Genomic DNA, 22,129 nt, shown 5'->3' on the forward strand with positions numbered 1-22,129 from the left:
ATACACAACATCTTATGGAAGCAATAGCTTATAACTTATACAGGTCCCCAAATATCATTTTAAGAGGTTGCTAGGGGAATGGCCTATCCAAAATGAACTAAAAGTATCTAAAAATCAATAAATAATGAGATTATTACTGCCATAACCTTAAAAATGGGAAAAATAACAAAAAATAATACTGGAAAAATAGAAAAAATTATACTGTCGGCCTGTTGCAACGGCCTCACATTACTAAATGAGCCCAAAATTCCTGTAATACAGCTTCTAAATATATACCAGAAAAATTCTCTAGTTCTGCACTTATCTTTAATCGTTTATAACACGCTTCTATATGCCACCTCAAAGCATAAACTTTACTAATGCTTTCCAGGGTAAATTGTGCTCTGTCAAAAAGTGAAGTAACCAAAACTTCTCTTTTGCCATTGGATAACATAAACGCTACGACTCTTACTTTCTGGCTGATAGTTTTATCCTTATTTTCTAGAACTAGATCAAAATCTGATTCGCCCGATGCAACCCGCTCCCATAGCTTAGTATAATTTTTTTCTTGTACACGAAAAATAAAATCTGCTTGACATTCATAATGTTGTTTGATAAACTTTACTGAAGTATAACCACGATCATAGATACATAATAATTTATCTTGTTTTAATGCACGCATTTGCTGAACCATTTCAGGGAGTTGTTCTTCTGCTAATGTGCGTTCTCCTATATTCCAAGGTACAAGCCGAGCATTACAAATCAGAGATGTAGATAAATCAACAAATAGTGAAACCCTGGCTAAAGCCGACATTCCGCATAAAATTTTTAAAATATATATTTTCCCATTTTTAGTTTTTTTAGCGACAAATTCGTATTAGTTAGCCTTATTATTTTCGTAAAAACGGGCTATAAAGCGACAATTTTCCTTTTCTTGTTAAGCTTTTTACTCCATATAATCAAAATATAACCTCATTAGATAGACCTTGGGCCCTGTTAGATATTTTCATATTCAATATCATATATTCTACAAGCCATAGGTCCAAAATACTGCACAATCTTTTTTAGTATATCATTCATATTGAGAACTATTTCATGATACTGTTCACCTATCTTTATTTTAAGTAGATGTACGCCATGAAAGAGTTTATAGATCCACTTCATGGTAGGTTTCTTAGNNNNCTATGGTATTAGCTTTTTACCGTAATGATTTATTAGACTTACTTAAATTAACTTTTGCTTTTACTGTACCTATTATAACCGCTCCCTTTGTTTTAGCTGTTTTTGGTTTTCGGGGTAGCGGGCGTACGGCTTTGATCGGTATGGCTACCGGTATAGTAACCATTATAGCTTGGAACCAATGGATTGAACCAACCACAGGCATAGATGGTTCATTTGTTTGTATGCTGGCCAATGGCTTAGCTATGCTAGCTGCGCACTATTTACTGCCTCAGCCACCTGGTACCGGCTGGATAGAGCCAGATGATGAAACTTAAGCAGATTAGGCAAGCTCATACACGGAAATGGGCACGTAGAAAAGAAGCATGTAAAGCACTTTTTTCAAAAGGTAACTTGGCTAATCTTCAACCAACTACGGTTAGGTTGGTAGGGGTTAGTATATATGTTATCACCACTGCTTTTGTAGATCGTTTTATAATGGGCGCTATGCATCCTACCTATTAGCCAATATTCCAAATTATGGTAGGTGCTTGTTTGGCGTTTTGTAATGCAGCTGTACAGGCTGATTAGCTAAATATAAATATTTGGCATTAAATAATATAATCTAAATAAGCAGATTATGATAAAAGAGCTTTGTTTTTGGCAACGTCATATTCGCTGTGTTTTCTTGGGTATCGGTTCACTCAATGGCGTCAACTTAAGGCAATTCATGATTAGCCTACCCTCCTATTCTACTTGGTTATCAATAACAGCTAAACCTTAAGTTGACGCCATTGTCCGTTCACTTGCGTGGCAGAAATGTTTTTAATTTAATTATTTAATTACTAAATTATTCGTTACTTTTTTTCTTGATAAAAAAGTAACCAAAAAAATCAAGCGAAGGCGCGTTTTTATGATCTTGCATTATTGTGCTATTTTTAATTGGTGCGAACACGAATACGCATAGACCAGACCACTGAACGGATACTTTCTTGGGCCATTGTGCAAATGCATATACAGGAAATTTTTGCCAATTGTTGGCTTCGAAGTCCTTAATAACCATAAATGTGATATCCAGTAAATGCTCTATTTTGTCATAAGATAAATGATATATTCAATAAATTTGAAAAGTTGATAAGGTGTGCAAGTGATAAAGCGTATAAAACAGTGTAAATACTATGAGTAAACTGAATCTAGCAGTCTAACACCATTAATTTTTGAAGATGAGAAGTTTATTAATAAAATTATTGAAGCAAAGCATCGAGTAAGGTTTGTGGAGAGTATGCTTCATACAAAATTTGATAGACACGAGTGCAAATAGGTAACTGAATTTTGTGCTGTATAGCGTGCTGAATAATAGCAGAACTGGTTTCAACCCCTTCTATGGTTTGATCTATCGATTGTTGAGCTTTTTGGATGGTTTCACCGCGACCGATAGCTAAACCAAAGCGCCTGTTGCGAGACTGATTATTCGTACAAGTTAATATAAGATCACCAATACCAGCACTACCTAGAAACGTTTCAAATTGGCATCCCAGTGCAAGTCCTAATTTTATTATTTCTGATAATCCATTTGTCATTAAGGCCGATTGTGTATTGGCTTTCATGCCTAAGCCTTCCAAAATACCTACAGCAATAGCAAAGATATTTTTCATAGCACCTGCCAGTTCAACCCCCATTACGTCTTGACTGGGTGATATACGAAAATATTGACTTTGAAAGCGATCACACAGTTTCTGAGCCAAATTTTTGCAAGAAGAGGCGATTATAGCTAAGCTGGGAAGGCCTCTAGCTATTTCGGAAGCAAAAGTAGGTCCGGATAACACAGCTGAAGGGATATCACCTAAGATAGTCTGGATGACTTGATGTAACCATTGTTTTTTACATAAGCCTTTACTGGCCCATAGTAGATGCTGGTTATTTGTAAATAAGGGTTTTAATTTTTGTAAGATAATATCGAAGGCAGCACTGGGAACCGCTATCAAGATATCTGTTACGTTTTCTATAGCTTTGGCTAGATCTGAAAAGCAAGAAATAAGGCTAGGTAAACGGATATTAGATAGATAATTTGGGTTAAATCGGGAAGCTTGGAGTATTTCCATATGATCGGATTTATCTCCCCATAAATGTACAATTTGTCCTTTTAGGGCTAGATGAATAGCCAGTGCGGTGCCCCATGAACCAGCACCTAAAATAGCGATGGCAGATGAGAATACACAAGGCTTAGGAGGGTGCTTTATAAACATAACAGTTCAATAAACTAAAATTATAAAAATTTATAAAAATTAATGTGTATATACAAATAAAAAATTAAAAAATTAAAAAAATATAACAGTATTTATAAGTATAACAGATCAATAAATCAACCAATCTATAAAAAATTAAAAATTTTATAGATTAAAAATAATAAAATCTCCATAGTATTCGAGTTTATATATATATTTTATTTTTTTATTAAAAAATCTATAAACAAATATATACAATGCTTACTTTACCCAATCTGAACGGGGAAGAAATAGATTTTTGAAAAGGATAATTTCTCTCTATCTATCCTGGAAGCAAAAAAAACTAAATCCTTTCCATAATCTTTTCCAGATTATAGAGGCTTAGGCCACTCCACTGAACGGATACATAAAAAACGCGCCTTGAACAAAGCTGTGATTAGAAAATTTTAGTCTGAAAGCTTAGTAGAAAATCAACTTGTTTGAGCCCAAGGCTGCAAGCCTGGGCGAGTTTTGATTTTCAGCTTTCAGGCTGAAATTTTCAACAGATTTGTTCACCAGCGCTTGATTTTTTTTGGCTACTTTTTTTGATCAAGCAAAAAAAGTAGCTTTAAAAGAAGTAGTTTTTTTTAAAATGAATAAAATTAGCAATTTTCTATAANNNNTCTGCACTTATCTTTAATCGTTTATAACACGCTTCTATATGCCACCTCAAAGCATAAACTTTACAAGGCCGTTGCAATAGAAAATTGAAACGATTGTATTATACAAATTTAAAATTTCTTATAAGTTTACAGCGTTAAAATAGTATGGTTTATGTCCTTTTTAAGGCTTTTAATTAACACTTGTGTGTAGATTTCCTTTTTTTATAAAATTTTTGTTTTCTATTGCAACGGCCTCAAAGTGGCTAATAAAACTACTTCTTTTAAAGCTACTTTTTTGCTTGATCAAAAAAAGATAGCTAATCAGCCTGTACAGCTGCATTACAAAACGCCAAAGCCTGTTTTGCTGCCGTTTCTAATTCCTTTGCGATTTCGGATTCTAAATATTTTTTAGCCAATTCAATATCTACGGTAAGTGTTTCTTTAGCCATCTGCCTCACTGCTTCAAGATTGTTATAATTTTTTGCATAACGTAGGTCATAAAGACGTTCTGCCAATTTGATATACAATACAGAAAGGTGATCTTGGTTGATGGCTTCTTTAAAGCGATTGGTAACATAGAGTAAAGATTTTGCCATTTCTTGGTGTTGGTCTATGTTTAACACATTTTCTACAAAACAAAAAATACCCCGGTTATAATTGGCCTTAATATAAGAAAGAGGCAAACGGGTATAACGTACTAGGTCATAGAGCAGGGAGGCATAAATAGGTTTAGGAGAGTGGAAAATCCAAGTAGCTACCCATTGTGCAATGCCTACTGCACGGACATAAAACAACTGCCCCGATGCATGGCGTTTAAAACCATAACAACGCCTAAGTAATAAAAGTATTTCCGCAATCATCCCTGGATCCACCTCAGCCACTTGGCAGACATACTCATGAAATTGCATTAACACCATCATGGAATCAGCCTGTTCCTTGGGAGTGATAGGCGCTTCCGACGTTAAGTGTGTAATCGGTAGTTTGGCGATCATCTCCTCTCGGATTTTCGTTACATCCCAAGGAAGCACCAGTAGTATAGCACCTTGGTTGGATATTTCTAAATAGCCATAGTGGGTATGCATAATACGTTCTATGGTCTTTTTGCCAAGATCTATATGCGTTTGTGCTAGAGGTCTATAAGCAGTTTGCTTACTAGTTTCCTTATTATCTCTATTAGGCTCATAATAGCTTTGCACTTTGGGTAGCTCNGGCGCTTCCGACGTTAAGTGTGTAATCGGTAGTTTGGCGATCATCTCCTCTCGGATTTTCGTTACATCCCAAGGAAGCACCAGCAGTATAGTGCCTTGATTGGATATTTCCAAATAGCCATAGTGGGTATGCATAATACGTTCTATGGTCTTTTTGCCAAGATCTATATGTGTTTTGCCAAGATCTATATGCGTTTGTGCTAGAGGTCTATAAGCAGTTTGCTTACTAGTTTGCTTATTATCTCTATTAGGCTCATAATAGCTTTGCACTTTGGGTAGCTCCGATAGGGGTAAATGAGAGCTACTTATTACGAAAGCTATAGCTGAAAAAACCATCGCTGGAGCATATCCATTATCGATGGGCTCANAAGTATACCCTTACAAATTGCGTCTCTAAAACATCTGATTTAGCAGTACGTAAAATAGCCGTAACCAATAAATGAATGATCTGGTTGACATCACATACGATCTTGACTGGAACCGTATTATCTTTGTGCTCTATAAATAATCTAGGGCCATTTTCCATTTCCCTTTCTAAGGCAACTTCTATTTTATTTATCAGTTGATTTATAGAAATTTCAGTTGGTAGCAATAGGATATGGTCTTTAGATTTGGCTTGCTGCTTTAAAAAAATAGCCCACTCAGAAAATTTATTAATAATACTTTGAAAATCCTGTTTGTAGAGAGGCGTTGTGTTATCTATAAATGTAACAGATTGCGTAACATCTTTTACTACTTTTTCTAAAATCATACCATCTTCTTCTTCCTGGCTAGTAACGGGTGTTGTATCAATATGCAAGTTATAAGCAAGGCTTTTTAGCTTTTGTGTTTCTCTTAATTTTTGTTGATTTTTTAGATAGGTATTTTGATTTTTATAGCTATTGTTTCTAAATTTATCGAAAATAATAATGACGCATATCAGCAATCCTATACCTAATAGGAGAAGTGACATAGTACCCCATAGCCATAACGCTTTGATGCAACAGATGGCATACACGATTATGAATGGTATACCGACCAGAAGCCCCAAATATAAGGGTAATACCCATAAAGTTATACTTAAATGAACCAAAGTTAAAGTTAATGTCAATAGGGAATCGGTGGCATGCCCAAAATGCCAAATACTATTTACGGGAAAACAAAAAGCTAAACCTATTAGCCAATATCGAGCTACTAACCAGGATGGAAATTTATTTTTTGGAATAAAGATCCCATATCCTGCAAAACAAGCACCTACCATAATTTGGAATATTGACCAATAGGTAGGATGCATAGCGCCCATTATAAAACGATCTACAAAAGCAGTGGTAATAACATATATACTAACCCCCACTAACCTAACCGTAGTTGGTTGAAGATTAGCCAAGTTACCTTTTGAAAAAAGTGCTTTACATGCTTCTTTTCTACGTGCCCATTTCCGTGTATTGGCTTGCCTAATCTGTTTAAGTTCATCATCTGGCTCTATCCAGCCGGTACCGGGTGGCTGAGGCAGTGAATAGTGCGCAACTAGCATAGCTAAGCCATTGGCCAGCATACAAACAAATGAACCATCTATGCCTGTTTTTGGTTCAATCCATTGGTTCCAAGCTATAATGGTTACTATACCGGTAGCCATACCGATCAAAGCCGTACGCCCGCTACCCCGAAAACCAAAAACAGCTAAAACAAAGGGAGCGGTTATAATAGGTACAGTAAAAGCAAAAGTTAATTTAAGTAAGTCTAATAAATCATTACGGTAAAAAGCTAATACCATAGCCAATAGGCCTATGACTAGGGAAGTCAGTCTGGCTAGCATGAATTGATACACCTTGGAAAGGACCTTTATCCCTCTTATACTTTCCAAGATATCATGGCTAACCATAACCGCACAACTGTTTAAATAAGAATCAGCTGTAGACATAGTCATAGCCAATAAACTGATAGAAATAAGGCCTTGAGAAAAAGGCGAAATATTGTTCATTATATAGGGCCAAATTGCTTCTATAGATAATGCTGGTGCTCCTATAAAAACAAATAGACCGATTAATAATATTAAAATGCCTATAAGAAAACTAAATAAAGTAGAATATAAGAAAACCTTTTTTGCCTGTATAATACCAGAAGACATATATACACGTTGTATCTTTGGGGGTTCTATACCAGACACTAAATTGGTTAAAATTAATAAAATTATACCTATTAATTTAGTATGAGAATGGCATACGCTACTAAACTGAAATTTTTCTTGTGTCTGCAAAAAAGAGAGACTTTCTGCAACTGGGTTGCTGATCTTGTGAAACATCCATACAGCCAAAAGAGGAATAATAATAGAAAAGGTTATAAATTGTAATACATCCGTAAAGGTAACCGCACGAATACCTCCAAGAGTAGAATAGAAAATTAAGATAAAGGTAGCTAAAACGGTAGTGTAATATTTTAACTCAGCGTCAACTGAACCTAAGCAGAAGCTAATTGCCTTGGATATTACGGTGATTTGAACGGCAAGAGCAGCAATAGAAGCAGCAATACAGGCCAAAGCAGTAATAAGCCTTGGGTACTTACCATATACACTACCTATCGAGGCCGTTGCAACAGGCCGACAGTATAATTTTTTCTATTTTTCCAGTATTATTTTTTGTTATTTTTTGCCATTTTTGGGGTTATGGCAGTAAGAATATCATTATTTATTGATTTTTAGATGCTTTTAGTTCATTTTGGATAGACCATTCCCCTAGCAACCTCTTAAAATGATATTTGGGGACCTGTATAAGTTATAAGCTATTGCTTCCATAAGATGTTGTGTATGCATTTTATCAATACCTATATAGCGGGCTCCCGAACTGCGGAACCAACTTTTTATACTACCAAATACACGTTCTACCTTATAACGAGTCTTGGCTACTAATTTATTAAACCGCTTAGCGGTAGCTGATAAAGGATTATGCTTAGTAGCCTTCTTCTGAATAGCTGATTTTAACTTTTTTTTCTTTAATAACGTTTCATTAGGCGAACCGCTATAGCCCTTATCTGCATATACCCTGCTACCGGGCGGTAAGTTTACTTTATTTAATAAGTCTTCTAAATGACCGCTATCATGACTAGATGCTTTTGTGGTACTGACGGCTAGCACTAATCCTTCTTTACTTTCTACAAGTATATGCCGCTTATAGCCATAATATAGCTTAGGACCTTTTTTAGTCCAACTTGCTTCTGGATCTACTCCTTTTTGATAACTTTCAGATACGGTTATACTGCCATCTGCATGAAGATCATAACTTTTTTTCCATTTAGGACATCTGGGAGTAGGAGTTATTGAAGCATCAATAGCAGCTGAGCCATTTTTAACCAGTACCCCATGGGCAGATAGCTGATCATTAATTATATTTAATAACCTCTCTAGTGCCTTCTTCTTTGTAAGCATAGTCCTAAATCTGCTTAATACACTATGATCCGGAACCGAACTGTCCATTGAAATACCACAAAATAGGCTAAAAGTTATACGGTCGTTTACTTCTTCTTCTACTTGATAGTCACTCAGTCCATACCATGTCTGAAGTAAAAGCATTTTAAATAAAAGTAGGGGACTATAGGCAGGTTTGCCAGATAAGCGTAGGCCTTTAGCATAATAAATGCGAAGTTCTTTTTCAATTGTTGACCAATCAATTATTTTAGTGATTTGATCAAAAAAGGTATGTTTACATTTAATTGTCTATTGCAACGGCCTCACTACCATTCTACCGATTTGGCTGCTAATAAGGTAAGCGAAACAACCGAAAGCTTAGCACAAGAAAGAACGTTAGTAGACTTGCTTACAGCAGAAACCAATTTGACGCAAGAAATAGTGGAAAAAACCATTGCTTTTATTAAAAATGCGCATGGTCTTATGATACGTAAATCGGGAGCGCCTTATTATACGCATCCTATGGCAGTAGCTAAGATACTGCTAGATGTTACCAAAGATCCATCTACCATTCTAGCTGGTTTGTTGCATGATATAGTAGAAGATACACCGGTAACCTTAACCCAAATAGATCTCATGTATGGCCCTGAAGTTGCCTATATTGTAGATAGGGTTACCCATTACCATACAAATGGTTATCCTTGGAAATTCAGTGATATGGAAAACAAAAATATGCTGAGCCAATGTGTTAACATCCGTGTTATACAGGTTAAATTAGCTGATAGGCTCCACAATACTCAAACTTTATATGCGCGTGAATGGGCAGATCAACAACGCATAGCCAAAGAAACGCTTTCGTTCTATATTCCATGGGGGAAAAAAAATNNNNCCGACATTCCGCATAAAATTTTTAAAATATATATTTTCCCCTTTTTAGGTTTTTTAGCGACAGATTCGTATGAGTTAGCCTTATTATTTTCGTAAAAACGGGCTATAAAGAGGCAATTTTCCTTTTCTTGCTAAGCTTTTTACTCCATATAATCAAAATATAACCTCATTAGATAGACCTTTGGCCCTGTTAGATATTTTCATATTCAATATCATATATTCTACAAGCCATAGGTCCAAAATGCTGCACAATCTTTTTTAGTATATCATTCATATTGAGAACTATTTCATGATACTGTTCACCTATCTTTATTTTAAGTAGATGTACGCCATGAAAGAGTTTATAAATCCACTTCATGGTAGGTTTCTTAGTAGCATAGCCACTTTGAGATAAGATAGTAGTATTGGTTGCTTCTAATTGCTTACGTAAATCATACTGCGCAAAGCTATAGACCATTAAACAAAGCGTCATCACTACCATTAAAGCACTAATCCGTCCAGGCTTCTTAAGAAAAATAGAATCTACTTCAAAACTGTTATCTTTAATAAACTTAAATCCTGATTCAGTACCAGATTGTTCTTTATAAGTAGATAATATTTCGCTATCTTTAAGAGCAATTTCATCTAATTGATTGGTTGCTAGAATAAAACGTCCTTTACTTAACGTAGCATGTTCAATCTTTTCTTCATCTCGTAGTAAAACTGTATGGGCTTTGTATTCAATTTTGTCTGGTTTATTATCTTTTTTAGGACGTCCTTTTCTTAGATAAGTTGGTATAGTGGCAGCAGTATAGCTAATCTTATGATAGTGTAATTTTTTATTTATTTGCAAGATTTCCTTATCAAGATCTTGCAGACAGCCAAATAACTGATTACCCAAATGCCATAATAGTTTATTGGTTTCACTAGCTTCCTTTTCTATCTTTTTTTCTAAAGTAACTACTTCCTTATCATAAGCTTCTTTGGAATAAATCAATGCCCATCTTTGTGCAATTCCTTGATATATCTGATTAACAACTATATATTTATATCCCTTGTCTAGCTCTATCCAATCAATAGTTTGCTTGGTTAATAAAGTTTTAGCTACTTTTATATTATCTGGTACTCTAGATAACCAGAGTAAATTTTGCCCATATTTTACACAATTGGCATACATGGCAGAATCGCCCACATATAAAAAAGAAGGGGTGCTTTCTAAAGCTTTGCAAAAATTTTGCATACGAGTAGCAGCAGCTTCCAAAGTTGTCTTATCTGCAGCGTTACCTGCATGTGCTTCCATCCATATAGGGAAGTGAGCAGCTCCAGAAGTAGCTAATAATAAAGTCATTTGCTTTAAATCAAAGCGCTTATTTTTAGCATAGCCATGAGCTGGACGGGCTAGCTTAGGTAGCGTTAATCGGTTCGTTTCTGCTACAGCAGTACTATTTTTTACCTCATCTACCTCATCTGTTTCAGCACATGCATAGTCACCGTAGAGTGTTAACGTAGTTGTATCCAAATGAGCAGATTTACCTAAAATATTATGTTGTAAAGCAATAGTTAAAGCTATTTCTGAAAAAAATTTGGTTTCTCCATAGTCATGTATAGCATCTAAACAGCGTCCTAAAGCATCATCATTAAAATCATCTGCTTTAACTTGATTTCCAAATAGTTTACTAATAGGCTTGTTCTCAATAAATTTAGGAAATAAGTATAAACGATGATCTATAAAACCCAAACCATTGAGTATCATAGCAATAACTCGTTGGCTATGCGTAGTCTTGGAGCCTTTTGTAAGGGGAAGACGCTTATCTATGGCATGAGCTATACCTAGTTGATCTATCGTAGCTGCTACTAGACCTAGATGGTCTAATATTTTACTGCCTAATATATTCGATGGATGTATTTGCATATATATAACTACAGATGAACAGTTTAAACGCAATAGGTAATATAATTATTTTTTTNGAAAGATAAAGGGCATAGATTATTGATCCACATTAATTATGCATTGGATCGTAGAACGCAATATATGCTACAGTTTGTTCATAGAACTGTGAGGGATCATAACATGCATCAAAATATAATAGAAGAAAATACAACGAAAATTAGCAAAGCAAACCAAAACAAATTTAAGCTCCATGCAAGCTACAAAATTACCAATACTTGGAAAACCAATATAGCCATACAGTATACAAACTGCATGCTTTTGGGGCATACAAACCATGGCTACAGTCTATCTAGTACGCAGCAATGGAAGCGTCAAGAAAATTTACAATTTGACTTGCAAATACATTACTTTCAAACTGAAAATTTTATCACTCGACTTTATTTCTATGAGCCTAATTCCATGTTTAGCGATAACAAATTTAAATCTTACTACGGTACTGGTATGGCTTTTATGGGTTCAGCACGCTGGAAATTACTGCATTGGATGTCTTGGAATATACAATATAAACTTAAGCATCTATTTAGGAGGGTCATTAGGATGGAAGAAGTAGAAAAAAGGATTATGCCTTTAAGAACCGTACATAGCATAGGTATACAATGGATAGTAAGGTTTTGAACAGATAATATCCGCATTTTGGGATCTATGATGTCATACATCTTATCAATCTTGACTATAGGATCCCTTAACTATACCCTTAACGAATAACCATGCTGAAAGGCAGATTAGACATTATGTAGTCTATCGCAAGAATGCTTACTTTACCCAATCTGAACGGGGAAATAGATTTTTGGAAAGAATAATTTCTCTCTATCTATCCTGGAAGCAACAAAAGCTAAATCCTTTCCATATTCTTTCCCAGATTATAGAGACTTAGGCCACTCCACTGAACGGATACTAATGCAGGATCATAAAAATGCGCCTTGAACAAATATGTGACTTTTAAAGCTACTTTTTTTGCTTGATCAAAAAAAGTAGCCAAAAAAAATCAAGCGCTGGTGAAAAAACTGCTGAAAAGAAAGGAAAAAAACCGAAAATCAAATCTCGCTCCTACGGAGCTCAGACAAGTTGATTTTCTTTTTATTTTTCCCTTTCTTTTCTTTCCACAGTTTTNTCATCTGCTTTAACTTGATTTCCAAATAGTTTACTAATAGGCTTGTTCTCAATAAATTTAGGAAATAAGTATAAACGATGATCTATAAAACCCAAACCATTGAGTATCATAGCAATAACTCGTTGGCTATGCGTAGTCTTGGAGCCTTTTGTAAGGGGAAGACGCTTATCTATGGCATGAGCTATACCTAGTTGATCTATCGTAGCTGCTACTAGACCTAGATGGTCTAATATTTTACTGCCTAATATATTCGATGGATGTATTTGCATATATATAACTACAGATGAACAGTTTAAACGCAATAGGTAATATAATTATTTTTTTTGTGGAAAAATACTACTACTGAACAAAATAAATAATGATTTTTATTGCGTTTTTGTGCGGAATGTCGGTTATCTTTTGATCTATTGGCAAATTGGATGCCGTTATCTGTTAAAATAGTATGTATTTTATAAGGATACACGTCAAAAGCATAGTATAGTAATTGCATTTAGAAAAAAAATAAAAGTGATATGAAAATTTTTATAACAGGTGTGGCTGGATTTTTAGGCAGTCATTTGGCAGAAAGAATGCTCCAGTTGGGATACGACGTAGTAGGTGTAGATAATTTAGACGGGGGAACGAAAGAAAATTTACCAAAGGAAGTTGTGTTTTATGAAGCTGATTGTTTTGATTTAGATAAAATGACTAAATACATGCGAGGTTGTGAATTAGTATATCATGCAGCAGCTTCTCCTTATGACGGATTATCAGTATTTTCACCTATGTATGTTACGCGCAACACTTTTCAAATAAGTGTAAGTGTTCTCTCAGCGGCCATACGAAATAATGTTAAAAGATTTGTTTACTGTTCTAGTATGGCAAGATATGGTGATCTAAAAGAGATTCCTTTTAGGGAAGATATGGTATGTATACCAGAAAATCCATATGGTATAGCAAAATTAGCAGCTGAAGAAACCATTAAAGCTTTAGCAAAGGTTCATGGCATGGAATATGTAATCCTTGTACCGCATAATATAATTGGTCCAAAGCAATGTTACCAAGATCCTTATAGAAACGTTGCGGCAATAATGATCAACAGAATTTTACAAGGTAAGCCGCTAATTATATATAATGATGGTACTCAAAAAAGATGTTTTAGTTTTATAGAAGATGTTGTACATTGCTTCGAAAAAGCGCTTTTGATTCCTGATGTTAATGGTGAAGTTATAAATGTAGGACCAGATGAAGAGTTTATAACAATCAATACGCTAGGTAAAACTATTTGTAGGTTAATGCATGTTGATTTCAATCCAACTTATGCTGATGATAGACCTTTAGAGGTTAAATACGCAACTTGTTCATCTGAAAAAGCAAGAAGACTACTTGATTATAATACGAAAAAAAATCTTGAAGATGGTTTAAAAAGCATTATAGATTATATTGAAAATAAGGGGCCTAGGCCTTTTAAATATAATAGGCCACTTGAAATAAGGAATAAGCTAACACCCAAGACTTGGTCCGAAAAGCTTATGTAAGCTAAGCATCCATTATTAATACTAGGAATTTTCTATAATCTATAAATGTAGCTGTCACGTATGTGAACAAATACTTTAACTTAATGTTGCGCCTTTGTAGCTCTTTTTCGCTCGCTGGGATTTAATATGGCTTTTCGCAAACGAATGGATTTGGGTGTTACTTCCACGCGTTCATCATCCTTTATATAGGCAATAGCCTCTTCTAGTTTCATAACGATAGGTGGGCTTAACCGAATGGATTCGTCTGCACTTGATGCGCGCATGTTGGTAAGTTGTTTTCCCTTTAATAGGTTTACTTCTAGGTCATTATCTCTATTGTGTTCTCCTACAATCATTCCTTCATATACCTTTTCTCCTGGAGCAATAAACATTTTACCTCTATCGGCTAGATTAAAGAGTGCATATGCTATAGCATTGCCACTACCCATGGAGATCAAAACCCCATTGCGTCTTCCAGAAATAGCTCCACGGTAGGTATCATACCTATGGAAAGTTCTATTCATAATACCGGTTCCTCTAGTTTCGGTAAGAAAGTTTCCATAATAACCAATTAAACCCCGTGATGGTCCAATAAAGATAATACGTGTTTTTCCTCCTCCCATTGGGCGTAGGTCTCTCATTTCTGCTTTGCGCAAACTCATGGACTCAATCACTGAGCCTGAAAATTCATCATCCAATTCTATTTGAATTTCCTCTAATGGCTCTAATTTTGTGCCATTAGGTCCTGATTTAATTAATACACGTGGTCTACTAATGGAAAGTTCAAACCCCTCTCTTCTCATGGTTTCTATTAAAATGCCCAGTTGCAGCTCACCACGTCCAGCTACTTCAAAAGAATCTTTATTGGGACTTTCTGTTACCTGAATAGATACATTTGATTCCAATTCGCGCATAAGTCTATCCCGTAGAACACTAAACGTAAGCTTGCTGCCTTCAGTGCCAGCTAAGGGAGAATCATTAACTGAAAAGTTAATGGCTAGTGTAGGCGGGTCTATAGGGGCAGCAGGCAAAGCTTGCATAACGGTAGGTGCACAAATGGTATCGGCTACGTTCGCTTGTTGCGTTCCTGCAATAACGATAATATCGCCAGCGTTTGCCACTTCGATGGCCACGCGTTCCATCCCTCGAAAGGCCATAATTTTTGTAATCCTAGCATTTTCTACTAACTCGTTCTCCTTATTGAGCACTTTTACAGACTGCTGTACGCTAAGACTACCTGTAAAGATCCGTCCTGTAAGAATACGTCCTAGGTAAGTATCATATTCTCTTGCGGTTATAAGCATAGAGAAATCAGCATGTAGGTCTACTTGTGGCGCTGGAACGTGTTCCAGTATTAAATCAAATAAAGGGGATAGGTCTTTTCGTTCACCTGTTAATGTTCTACTGGCCCAACCTGCTCTTCCAGAAGCGTAGGCAACCGGAAAATTAAATTGCGCTTCTGTAGCTTCAAGTGCCATAAACAGTTCCAATATTTCTTCTTCTACTTCTCCTACGCGTGCATCCGCTCGGTCAATTTTATTTATTAACACAATAGGGCGTAATCCCAGCTTTAATGCTTTGTTTAAAACAAATTTAGTTTGAGGCATAGTACCTTCTGCCGCATCTACTAATAAGACTACCCCATCTACCATACTTAAAATACGTTCTACTTCTCCACCAAAATCGGCGTGTCCAGGTGTATCTACCATATTAATGCGGGTATCCCTCCAAAGGAGTGAAGTACATTTGGCAAGAATGGTAATGCCTCTTTCTTTTTCTAGATCGTTGGAATCCATAACCCGTTCGGCTATTTCTTGATGGACTTTGAAAGTGCCACTTTGCTTTAATAAGTTGTCTAATAAGGTCGTTTTCCCGTGGTCTACGTGTGCTATAATAGCAATGTTACGCAATGGTTGCATGGAATTATTGTAATTTGGATCGGATGGTAATAAGCTTTATTATAACGCATCAACTTCCAAAATTGGACAGTTGATACTATTTGAAAATTTCTTTGTTGATTACAACTACTTTGATAACGATGCGTTAGAAGATTATGACAAATTTGCTACAAAGTTCTTTATTTTGATATGGTATATTTCGATAGGTATTAACCTATACCTATAAAGCCCTCAAAATACAAAGATAGCATAAATACTAATTTTTTGCAAAAAGCATACCCTATGGTCTTGTGGAGTAGATAGCTTAACGTAAGAAATATTTATGTAGCATAAGGCTCCAAATCAATTTCTATAGGTATGGCTCCAAATAATTGTTTGCTTGCATTTTTAAAAGCTGGGGTTAATGCCGTTGCCATAAAACAGTCTGGCAATTTTTGTGCTGTATGGTTTAAAAGATTATGAGCGTTGAGAAATGCTTTAACGGCTAATGCGGTAAGTTGTGCAGCATCAATGATGGCGATATCTCTTTGGTAATGGTCTTTAAAAAAGCTTTTAAATGCTTTTTCTAGAAATATATAATGCGTACAGGCTGAAACAAGTGCATCTATATTTTGGCAGGGAAGTTGGTCTAAATAATTATGTAGTAAAATGTTATCTATTTTTCCATGATCAAAATAGGCCTCAACCATAGGAGCTAGTAGAGGAGTGGCTAATGCGGAAAGGGTTATACCAGCTGCCTGCAATCGTTCTGTATAGCTTCCATGTGTTACGGTATAGGGCGTGCCTATCAGGCCTATGTGGTGGTAAGTACTGGCCGTTGTGATGTAGGTTACTACTGGGTCAATGACATTGATCATGTCAATTTTTCGGCCTATACTTTTGAGGTATGATGGTACAAAACTAACTGCTGCAGCAGCAGCGGTATGACAAGCCAAAACCAGTAGTTTGTAGTGCTTATTTAGGCAAAAATTTACCACTTGTTTGATATAGCCACATAATGCGGTTGCTGTTTTTTGGCCATAGGGTAAGTTTTTGGTATCTCCAATATAATGGATACGTTCTTGTGGTAAAAATGCTTTGAGCGTTCTAGTTATAGCCAAACCACCTACGCCACTGTCATAAATGGCAATTGGAGCAGACCTTTGGGGATGGTTTAATAACACGATATGGCAAGTAAGGTATAAGATAGCTGTAATGATGTGGGCCCACCAGGACTTGAACCTGGGACCTGCTGATTATGAGTCAGATGCTCTAACCGACTGAGCTATGGGCCCTCTTGTGCTCATCTATCTGCTACAGGAATGCCATAAAATGCCCTGGCCCTGATGATAGTATGCACAGCATTAGCAATGGTACGGTTTTTTTTCTAAAAAAACCAGGCGGTTTTTGGGTATATTGTATAATTTTTTACCTAAATGAACGTGCTACTGGATTAGGAAGTGTTTTTTTTGTCTAATAATCAATTTTATAAAAATATTAACCCGTATTTATATACGTATTTTTTATGGTATGTATGGTTTATAAAACAACTGGCCAACCCCTCTTTACTTAATTTAAGATTATTTTTCATATGGTAGTCATTTTAGTATATACAAAATATTGATTGAATTATTATTTTTAATATAATGCTTATCCAGCACCCACATTAAATAACAGTAGGGATTGACCAGATCATTAGGAGTTGACCAGATCATTTCCCTTTTGGTTGGTTTTTTGCAGGGTAGCTATATAAATGATTCTTGTTTTTGTATCTGATTTGTTTTTGTTTAACTTTGGTGAAAAGTGTGGTTTATTTTATAGCAATAGCACTTGGGACCCCTTTCTTTTATTTACGATTTTTTGTACAGATGTATGCGTGTTTTCCTATTTTTGCCATCCTCAGCCATCAGCTTTTTGCTATTTGTTATCTTTTTGTGCTTATTTGGATCATCCTCTTGTTATAATCATGAAAAAGACGAAAGCGAAATTCGGCATCCAGAATGGTGGGTTTGTAATGAAGATGAAGATGATGAAGATAAGGTACCCAAAGATAAATGTATAATTACGAAGTGTGATTTCGGGAAATTGCGTTTTCATGTTACAGATCACCAACAGTGTTTGAACGCCGAGGTATGTCCAAAATCTGAAAAAAACATTGTAGATTTTAAAGCCACTGATAACAAAGAAGGTTACTGGGTACTGACGCCTAATTTTTATGGACGTGTAACTTTGGAAAAATTTCCTAAAACGCTACCGCTCATAAAACATAAGTATAATGATAAAGAGGGTGGTATGCCCGCGGAATTTTTAGAAGAATTATTGGCTATAGATGATCATAAAGGAGCAATTCTTATTATATCTACGGGTTTAGAAGAACATTTAGGTGTGAGTCAAAAGCTAAGGGATGCGCTTAAAAATAAATTAAAAGAAGGTGACATTCAGGGTTATAAAGAGCGAAATACTTACCAGGCTATAAAGTTACATAACCGTTATGTTAAGGAGGGTAAAAAAGTATTTACTTTTATCTATATTTCCAGTTAATTGTTTTTTTTGTATCCGTTCAGTGGTGTGGCCTGAACGGATACTACTAAACATTTGTATTTCATAAAAAAATTTCCTAAAATTGCATGTCGACTTTCTATAAAGAAAAGTTGAGTGTGCAGGGTTGAACTATAATGAAGGCTTTAAGCCTTTCTGGTAGATTCATCAAAAAAATATGCTCACTTAATTTTACCTTTTTTAGAGGTCAGTTGTACATTTTTATTCAACACGCTTAGTTATTGTTGCTGTATGCACAAAACGTATCACCATTGCGTATACAAGCGGGAGAAACATAAGAAAATTTAATCCTATCAATACAACGTTCATTTTAAGCATGACCATGATCCATAATGCCATCAAGAAGATAATTTTTTACTACCTATTATTTTTCATATACAGTTGTACCCATCAGAATCAAATGGTGTTGCCTAGACAACGCCCTTATCAAAATGCAAGGCCGTTAGCAAGTCGTAACATAGTTGCGCCAAATCAAAAGGTTTGCTGCTTATCACTTGAGGGAGGGTCAAATGTAAACGAAAAAATTCATAAAGGTTGGACCGTGCTGCATCTAGCTGCCAGATATGGTCACTCGATGTGTGTAAGGAGGCTACTTGTGCAAGGAGCAAGAGTAGACGCAATAGATGGTCAAGGTTGGACCGCGCTGCATCTAGCTGCCAGGTATGGTCACTCGATGTGTGTAAAGGAGTTAATTGCGAGAGGAGCAAATATAAACGAAAAAACTAATGAAGGTTGGACCGCGCTGCATCTAGCTGCCTGTAATAGTCAATTAGTGTGTGTAAAGGAGTTAATTGCGAGAGGAGCAAATATAAACGAAAAAACTAACGAAGGTTGGACCGCGCTGCATCTAGCTGTCTATAATAATAATAATAGTCACTGGGCATGTGTAAAAAAGTTATGTGATAAAGGAGCAGATGTAAATATAAAAAATACAATCAAACAAGATACCACTGCGCTGCATCTAGCTGCCCATAAGGGTGATTTAGCATCTCTAAAAGAGTTACTTGAGTTCGGAGCATGCGTAGACGAAAAAACCAATCAAGGTGCGACTGCGTTGCATCTAGCTGCCCAAGAGGGCTACTGGGCGTGTATAGAGGAGCTACTTGCGAAAAAAGCAAATAGAAAAGAAAAAAACAATCAAGGTGACACTGCGCTGGATATTGCTATCCATAATAATCGCTGGGAGTGTGTAAGAGCGTTAAAACTACCCATACCAACTGAAACCTGGGAAGAGATTGTACAGTTCACGTCTAATGATGAAAAGAAAGATCTTTTATGTGAGGTTAATAGACAATTTCAAGCTATTTCCAAAAAAGTAGTAAAGAGGAGAAAATATAATGAGAACCAGCCTTACATTATTGATGGCCGTAATGATGCACATTTTGAGGCAGGATGTGATTTTGTAATAAGATTTGGGATAAGACATGTTTGTTACCGTGGCCCTATGGATATTCGTCACATGCGTCCCCTAATAAACTTGGTGGGGCGGTTGAGGGATCAGGAAACACCATTAAGATCTCTTAAATTACTACATACAGATAAAACAAACGTGACTGCTCTTGGTTTATCTAACTTAAGATTAAATAATAATGATTTAAATCTATTTTTATCGGTGCTCTCTGAGGATACCAGAGATAACTTAAGAAGGCTTAATTTATCTCATAATCAAATTACAACTGTTAATGTAGCGACCCTAAATCAGTTACAAAATCTTAATTTATCTCATAATCAACTTGCAATTGTTGATATAACGAACTTAAATCAGTTAAGATATCTTGATTTATCTCATAATCAACTTACAATTGTTGATATAACGAACTTAAATCAGTTAAGATATCTTGATTTATCTCATAATAAACTTACAGCTGTTGATGTAGCGAAGCTAAATCAGTTAATATATCTTCATTTATCTAATAATAAACTTACAGCTGTTAATGTAACGAACCTAAATCAGTTAATAAAGCTTAATTTATCTAATAATAAACTTACAAATTTTGATGTAGCGAACCTAAATCAGTTAATAACGCTTAATTTATCTAATAATAAACTTACAAATTTTGATATAGCGAACCTAAATCCGAATCTAAATCAGTTAAGATATCTTAATTTATCTAATAATAAACTTACAAATTTTGATGTAGCGAACCTAAATCAGTTAGGAGAGCTTTATTTATCTAATAATAAACTTACAACTGTTGTTGTAGTGAACCTAAATCAGTTAGAAAAGCTTTATATATCTAATAATCAACTTACAACTTTTGTTGTAGAGAATCTAAATCAGTTAAAATATCTTCATTTATCTAAGAATCAACTTACAACTTTTGATGCAACGAACCTAAATCTAAATCAGTTATGTACACTTGATTTATCTAATAACCTTATCAAAAATAAAGAGGCAATAAAGACTTTATGCAGTAGAAATATTAAAATAGTTATTTAGTCCCAGCATGTAGGTATCTGTTCATCTTCGCAAGATTGAAAAATAGCGCAATAATGTAAGTTTATAAAAAATGCGCCTTGAAGAAAGCTGTGAGTAGAAAAGAAAGGCTGCAAGATGTTAGAAAATCAGCCTGTTTGAGCCTACTCTTCGTCTTTGAAAAGCTGGCTGCGCTTTAAAAGAAATAGTTTTTTTTAAAAGAAATAGTTTTTTTTAAAATGGATAAAATTATTAATTATTAAATATTAGTAATATGCTATAATCTATAAAACATTGCTGCTAGGCCAGTGAAGGGATAATATAATTTCTGCCCCATTTTCGGTTACCTATGTTTTTTTTGATAGATTTGGGTAGCCAAACTTATTCAGTAGCAACGCATTTTTACGCNCCTAGCTTCTATGCCTAACGTTTTTAACGCCCCTCCTTGTTTGCCTATTATAATACCTTTTTGCGTTTGTCGCTCTACATGTATAATGGATCGAATTTTAATAAGTGTTTCCGTTTCTTTAAAGCTGTCTATCACTACTTCTACACTGTAAGGTATTTCTTGTTGGTATTGGTCTAGGATCTTTTCGCGTATCATTTCCTGTACAAAAAAGCGCTCTGATTTATCTGTTAGCGTTTCTTCAGGATAATAGGGCGGATGTTGGGGTAGCCAGGCAACGATTTTTTGAATCAGTTGGTCTATATTTTTATTTTGTATAGCAGCTATAGGAATAATTTCTATATTTGGATTATGGTCCGACCAATAGGCCATTATTTCCTTTAGCTGAATAGGGGTTATTAGATCAACTTTATTCAATACCAATAGGGTGGGTTTTTTTGTATGGTTTTTTTGAAAAAATTGCAGTGCTGCTAGCTCTTGTATATCTATAAGCCAGAGAATGATATCGGCATCAAAACGAGCCATTTTTACTGCTTCCATCATGGCATTTTGGAGCGGGTAGGCAGGTATAATAATGCCTGGTGTATCTATGTAGGTGATCTGAAATTTTTTTTCAGAAACGATGCCATACAATTTATGGCGTGTAGTTTGTGCTTTTGAATGGGTAATGGCAAGTTTCTCTCCAACTAATAGGTTCATCAAAGTAGATTTTCCAGCATTGGGCTGACCAATAATTGCTACAAAACCAGCCCTATAATCGCTTTCATGCATAAGAAAATTTTAAAATAGATTTTTATATATTTGTAATATTACAAAAAAAATAGTATAATTGTTTTGGTGCAAGTAGTAATATGCA

17 protein-coding genes, 1 tRNA gene and 3 pseudogenes are annotated in these 22,129 nt (G+C 35.3%); 8 read left to right on the forward strand and 13 right to left on the reverse strand.

The genetic code is table 11. The features are described 5' to 3' along the window. Positions 1–226: 226 nt before the first annotated feature. Together EDM02_RS01635 and EDM02_RS05645 are read right to left on the reverse strand one after the other, a co-directional pair. Positions 227–793: pseudogene (locus EDM02_RS01635) on the reverse strand (IS4 family transposase); the annotation flags it as partial. 182 nt (positions 794–975) lie between these two features. Continuing rightward, positions 976–1,143: a hypothetical protein gene (locus EDM02_RS05645; RefSeq protein ID WP_184891081.1), complete on the reverse strand. Its 168-nt coding sequence runs from the start codon at positions 1,141–1,143 to the stop codon at positions 976–978. A gap of 20 nt (positions 1,144–1,163) precedes the next feature. On the opposite strand from EDM02_RS05645, the gene EDM02_RS01640 reads away from it, so the two are divergent. Both EDM02_RS01640 and EDM02_RS01645 read left to right on the forward strand, forming a co-directional pair. Continuing rightward, positions 1,164–1,475 (forward strand): hypothetical protein, encoded by a 312-nt coding sequence (locus tag EDM02_RS01640; protein WP_123662558.1) that lies wholly within the window; start codon positions 1,164–1,166, stop codon positions 1,473–1,475. After that, positions 1,462–1,662 (forward strand): hypothetical protein, encoded by a 201-nt coding sequence (locus tag EDM02_RS01645; protein WP_123662560.1) that lies wholly within the window; start codon positions 1,462–1,464, stop codon positions 1,660–1,662. Before EDM02_RS01640 ends, EDM02_RS01645 begins: the two co-directional genes overlap by 14 nt. 719 nt (positions 1,663–2,381) lie before the next feature. On the opposite strand, the gene EDM02_RS01650 is transcribed toward EDM02_RS01645, so the two are convergent. The 4 genes from EDM02_RS01650 to EDM02_RS01665 form a co-directional block, all read right to left on the reverse strand. Then, positions 2,382–3,383, reverse strand: a complete 1,002-nt coding sequence (locus EDM02_RS01650) for an NAD(P)H-dependent glycerol-3-phosphate dehydrogenase (protein ID WP_123662567.1) — start codon at positions 3,381–3,383, stop codon at positions 2,382–2,384. Positions 3,384–4,320: 937 nt separating this feature from the next. Continuing rightward, entirely contained in the window at positions 4,321–5,547 is a 1,227-nt protein-coding gene (locus EDM02_RS01655) for an HD domain-containing protein (RefSeq protein WP_123662569.1), read from the reverse strand. A 28-nt stretch (positions 5,548–5,575) separates the two neighbouring features. After that, a complete protein-coding gene (locus EDM02_RS01660) occupies positions 5,576–7,768 on the reverse strand; it encodes a sodium:solute symporter family protein (RefSeq protein WP_123662571.1) in 2,193 nt (730 codons plus the stop codon). A 153-nt stretch (positions 7,769–7,921) separates the two neighbouring features. Then, on the reverse strand, positions 7,922–8,896 hold the full coding sequence (locus EDM02_RS01665) for an IS5 family transposase (RefSeq protein WP_123662573.1): 975 nt from the start codon (positions 8,894–8,896) through the stop codon (positions 7,922–7,924). Between EDM02_RS01665 and EDM02_RS01670 the strand changes: the two genes are divergently transcribed. Continuing rightward, positions 8,882–9,574 carry an HD domain-containing protein gene (locus EDM02_RS01670; protein ID WP_123662575.1) on the forward strand — a complete coding sequence of 231 codons (693 nt, stop codon included), beginning with the start codon at positions 8,882–8,884 and terminating at the stop codon, positions 9,572–9,574. The genes EDM02_RS01665 and EDM02_RS01670 overlap by 15 nt on opposite strands. Positions 9,575–9,668: 94 nt before the next feature. Here the strand turns inward: EDM02_RS01670 and EDM02_RS01675 are convergent, their stop codons facing one another. Continuing rightward, positions 9,669–11,369, reverse strand: a complete 1,701-nt coding sequence (locus tag EDM02_RS01675) for an IS1634 family transposase (protein WP_123662577.1) — start codon at positions 11,367–11,369, stop codon at positions 9,669–9,671. Positions 11,370–11,447: 78 nt separating this feature from the next. Here EDM02_RS01675 and EDM02_RS01680 point away from each other — a divergent pair, with 78 nt between their 5' ends. Then, positions 11,448–12,023 carry a hypothetical protein gene (locus tag EDM02_RS01680; RefSeq protein ID WP_123662579.1) on the forward strand — a complete coding sequence of 192 codons (576 nt, stop codon included), beginning with the start codon at positions 11,448–11,450 and terminating at the stop codon, positions 12,021–12,023. A 61-nt stretch (positions 12,024–12,084) separates the two neighbouring features. After that, positions 12,085–12,282 (forward strand): annotated as a pseudogene (locus EDM02_RS01685) (IS66 family transposase); the annotation flags it as partial. 203 nt (positions 12,283–12,485) lie between these two features. Here EDM02_RS01685 and EDM02_RS01690 read toward each other — a convergent pair. Next, positions 12,486–12,788 (reverse strand): DUF4277 domain-containing protein, encoded by a 303-nt coding sequence (locus EDM02_RS01690; RefSeq protein ID WP_123662581.1) that lies wholly within the window; start codon positions 12,786–12,788, stop codon positions 12,486–12,488. Between the two features lie 113 nt (positions 12,789–12,901). Beyond that, positions 12,902–13,006, reverse strand: a pseudogene (locus EDM02_RS06125) (IS481 family transposase); the annotation flags it as partial. Between the two features lie 25 nt (positions 13,007–13,031). Between EDM02_RS06125 and EDM02_RS01695 the strand changes: the two are divergent. Next, entirely contained in the window at positions 13,032–14,036 is a 1,005-nt protein-coding gene (locus tag EDM02_RS01695; protein ID WP_123662583.1) for an NAD-dependent epimerase/dehydratase family protein, read from the forward strand. Between the two features lie 80 nt (positions 14,037–14,116). Here EDM02_RS01695 and typA read toward each other — a convergent pair whose 3' ends face one another. From typA to EDM02_RS01710, 3 genes are all read right to left on the reverse strand, one after another. Then, positions 14,117–15,934 carry a translational GTPase TypA gene (gene typA / locus EDM02_RS01700; RefSeq protein ID WP_123662585.1) on the reverse strand — a complete coding sequence of 606 codons (1,818 nt, stop codon included), beginning with the start codon at positions 15,932–15,934 and terminating at the stop codon, positions 14,117–14,119. A gap of 299 nt (positions 15,935–16,233) precedes the next feature. After that, positions 16,234–17,076, reverse strand: coding sequence for a glutamate racemase (locus EDM02_RS01705; RefSeq protein ID WP_184891083.1), 843 nt, complete (start codon positions 17,074–17,076; stop codon positions 16,234–16,236). 37 nt (positions 17,077–17,113) lie between these two features. Further along, positions 17,114–17,187, reverse strand: a tRNA-Ile gene (locus EDM02_RS01710). A 637-nt stretch (positions 17,188–17,824) separates the two neighbouring features. On the opposite strand from EDM02_RS01710, the gene EDM02_RS01715 reads away from it, so the two are divergent. Together EDM02_RS01715 and EDM02_RS01720 are read left to right on the forward strand one after the other, a co-directional pair. Continuing rightward, complete coding sequence (locus tag EDM02_RS01715) at positions 17,825–18,433, forward strand: hypothetical protein (protein ID WP_123662589.1); 609 nt, start codon at positions 17,825–17,827, stop codon at positions 18,431–18,433. A 418-nt stretch (positions 18,434–18,851) separates the two neighbouring features. Then, positions 18,852–20,891 carry an ankyrin repeat domain-containing protein gene (locus EDM02_RS01720; protein ID WP_184891084.1) on the forward strand — a complete coding sequence of 680 codons (2,040 nt, stop codon included), beginning with the start codon at positions 18,852–18,854 and terminating at the stop codon, positions 20,889–20,891. A gap of 361 nt (positions 20,892–21,252) precedes the next feature. Here EDM02_RS01720 and era read toward each other — a convergent pair whose 3' ends face one another. Beyond that, complete coding sequence (gene era, locus EDM02_RS01725) at positions 21,253–22,044, reverse strand: GTPase Era (RefSeq protein WP_123662592.1); 792 nt, start codon at positions 22,042–22,044, stop codon at positions 21,253–21,255. Positions 22,045–22,129: the final 85 nt, after the last annotated feature.

Source organism: Candidatus Cardinium hertigii (genome assembly GCF_003788695.1).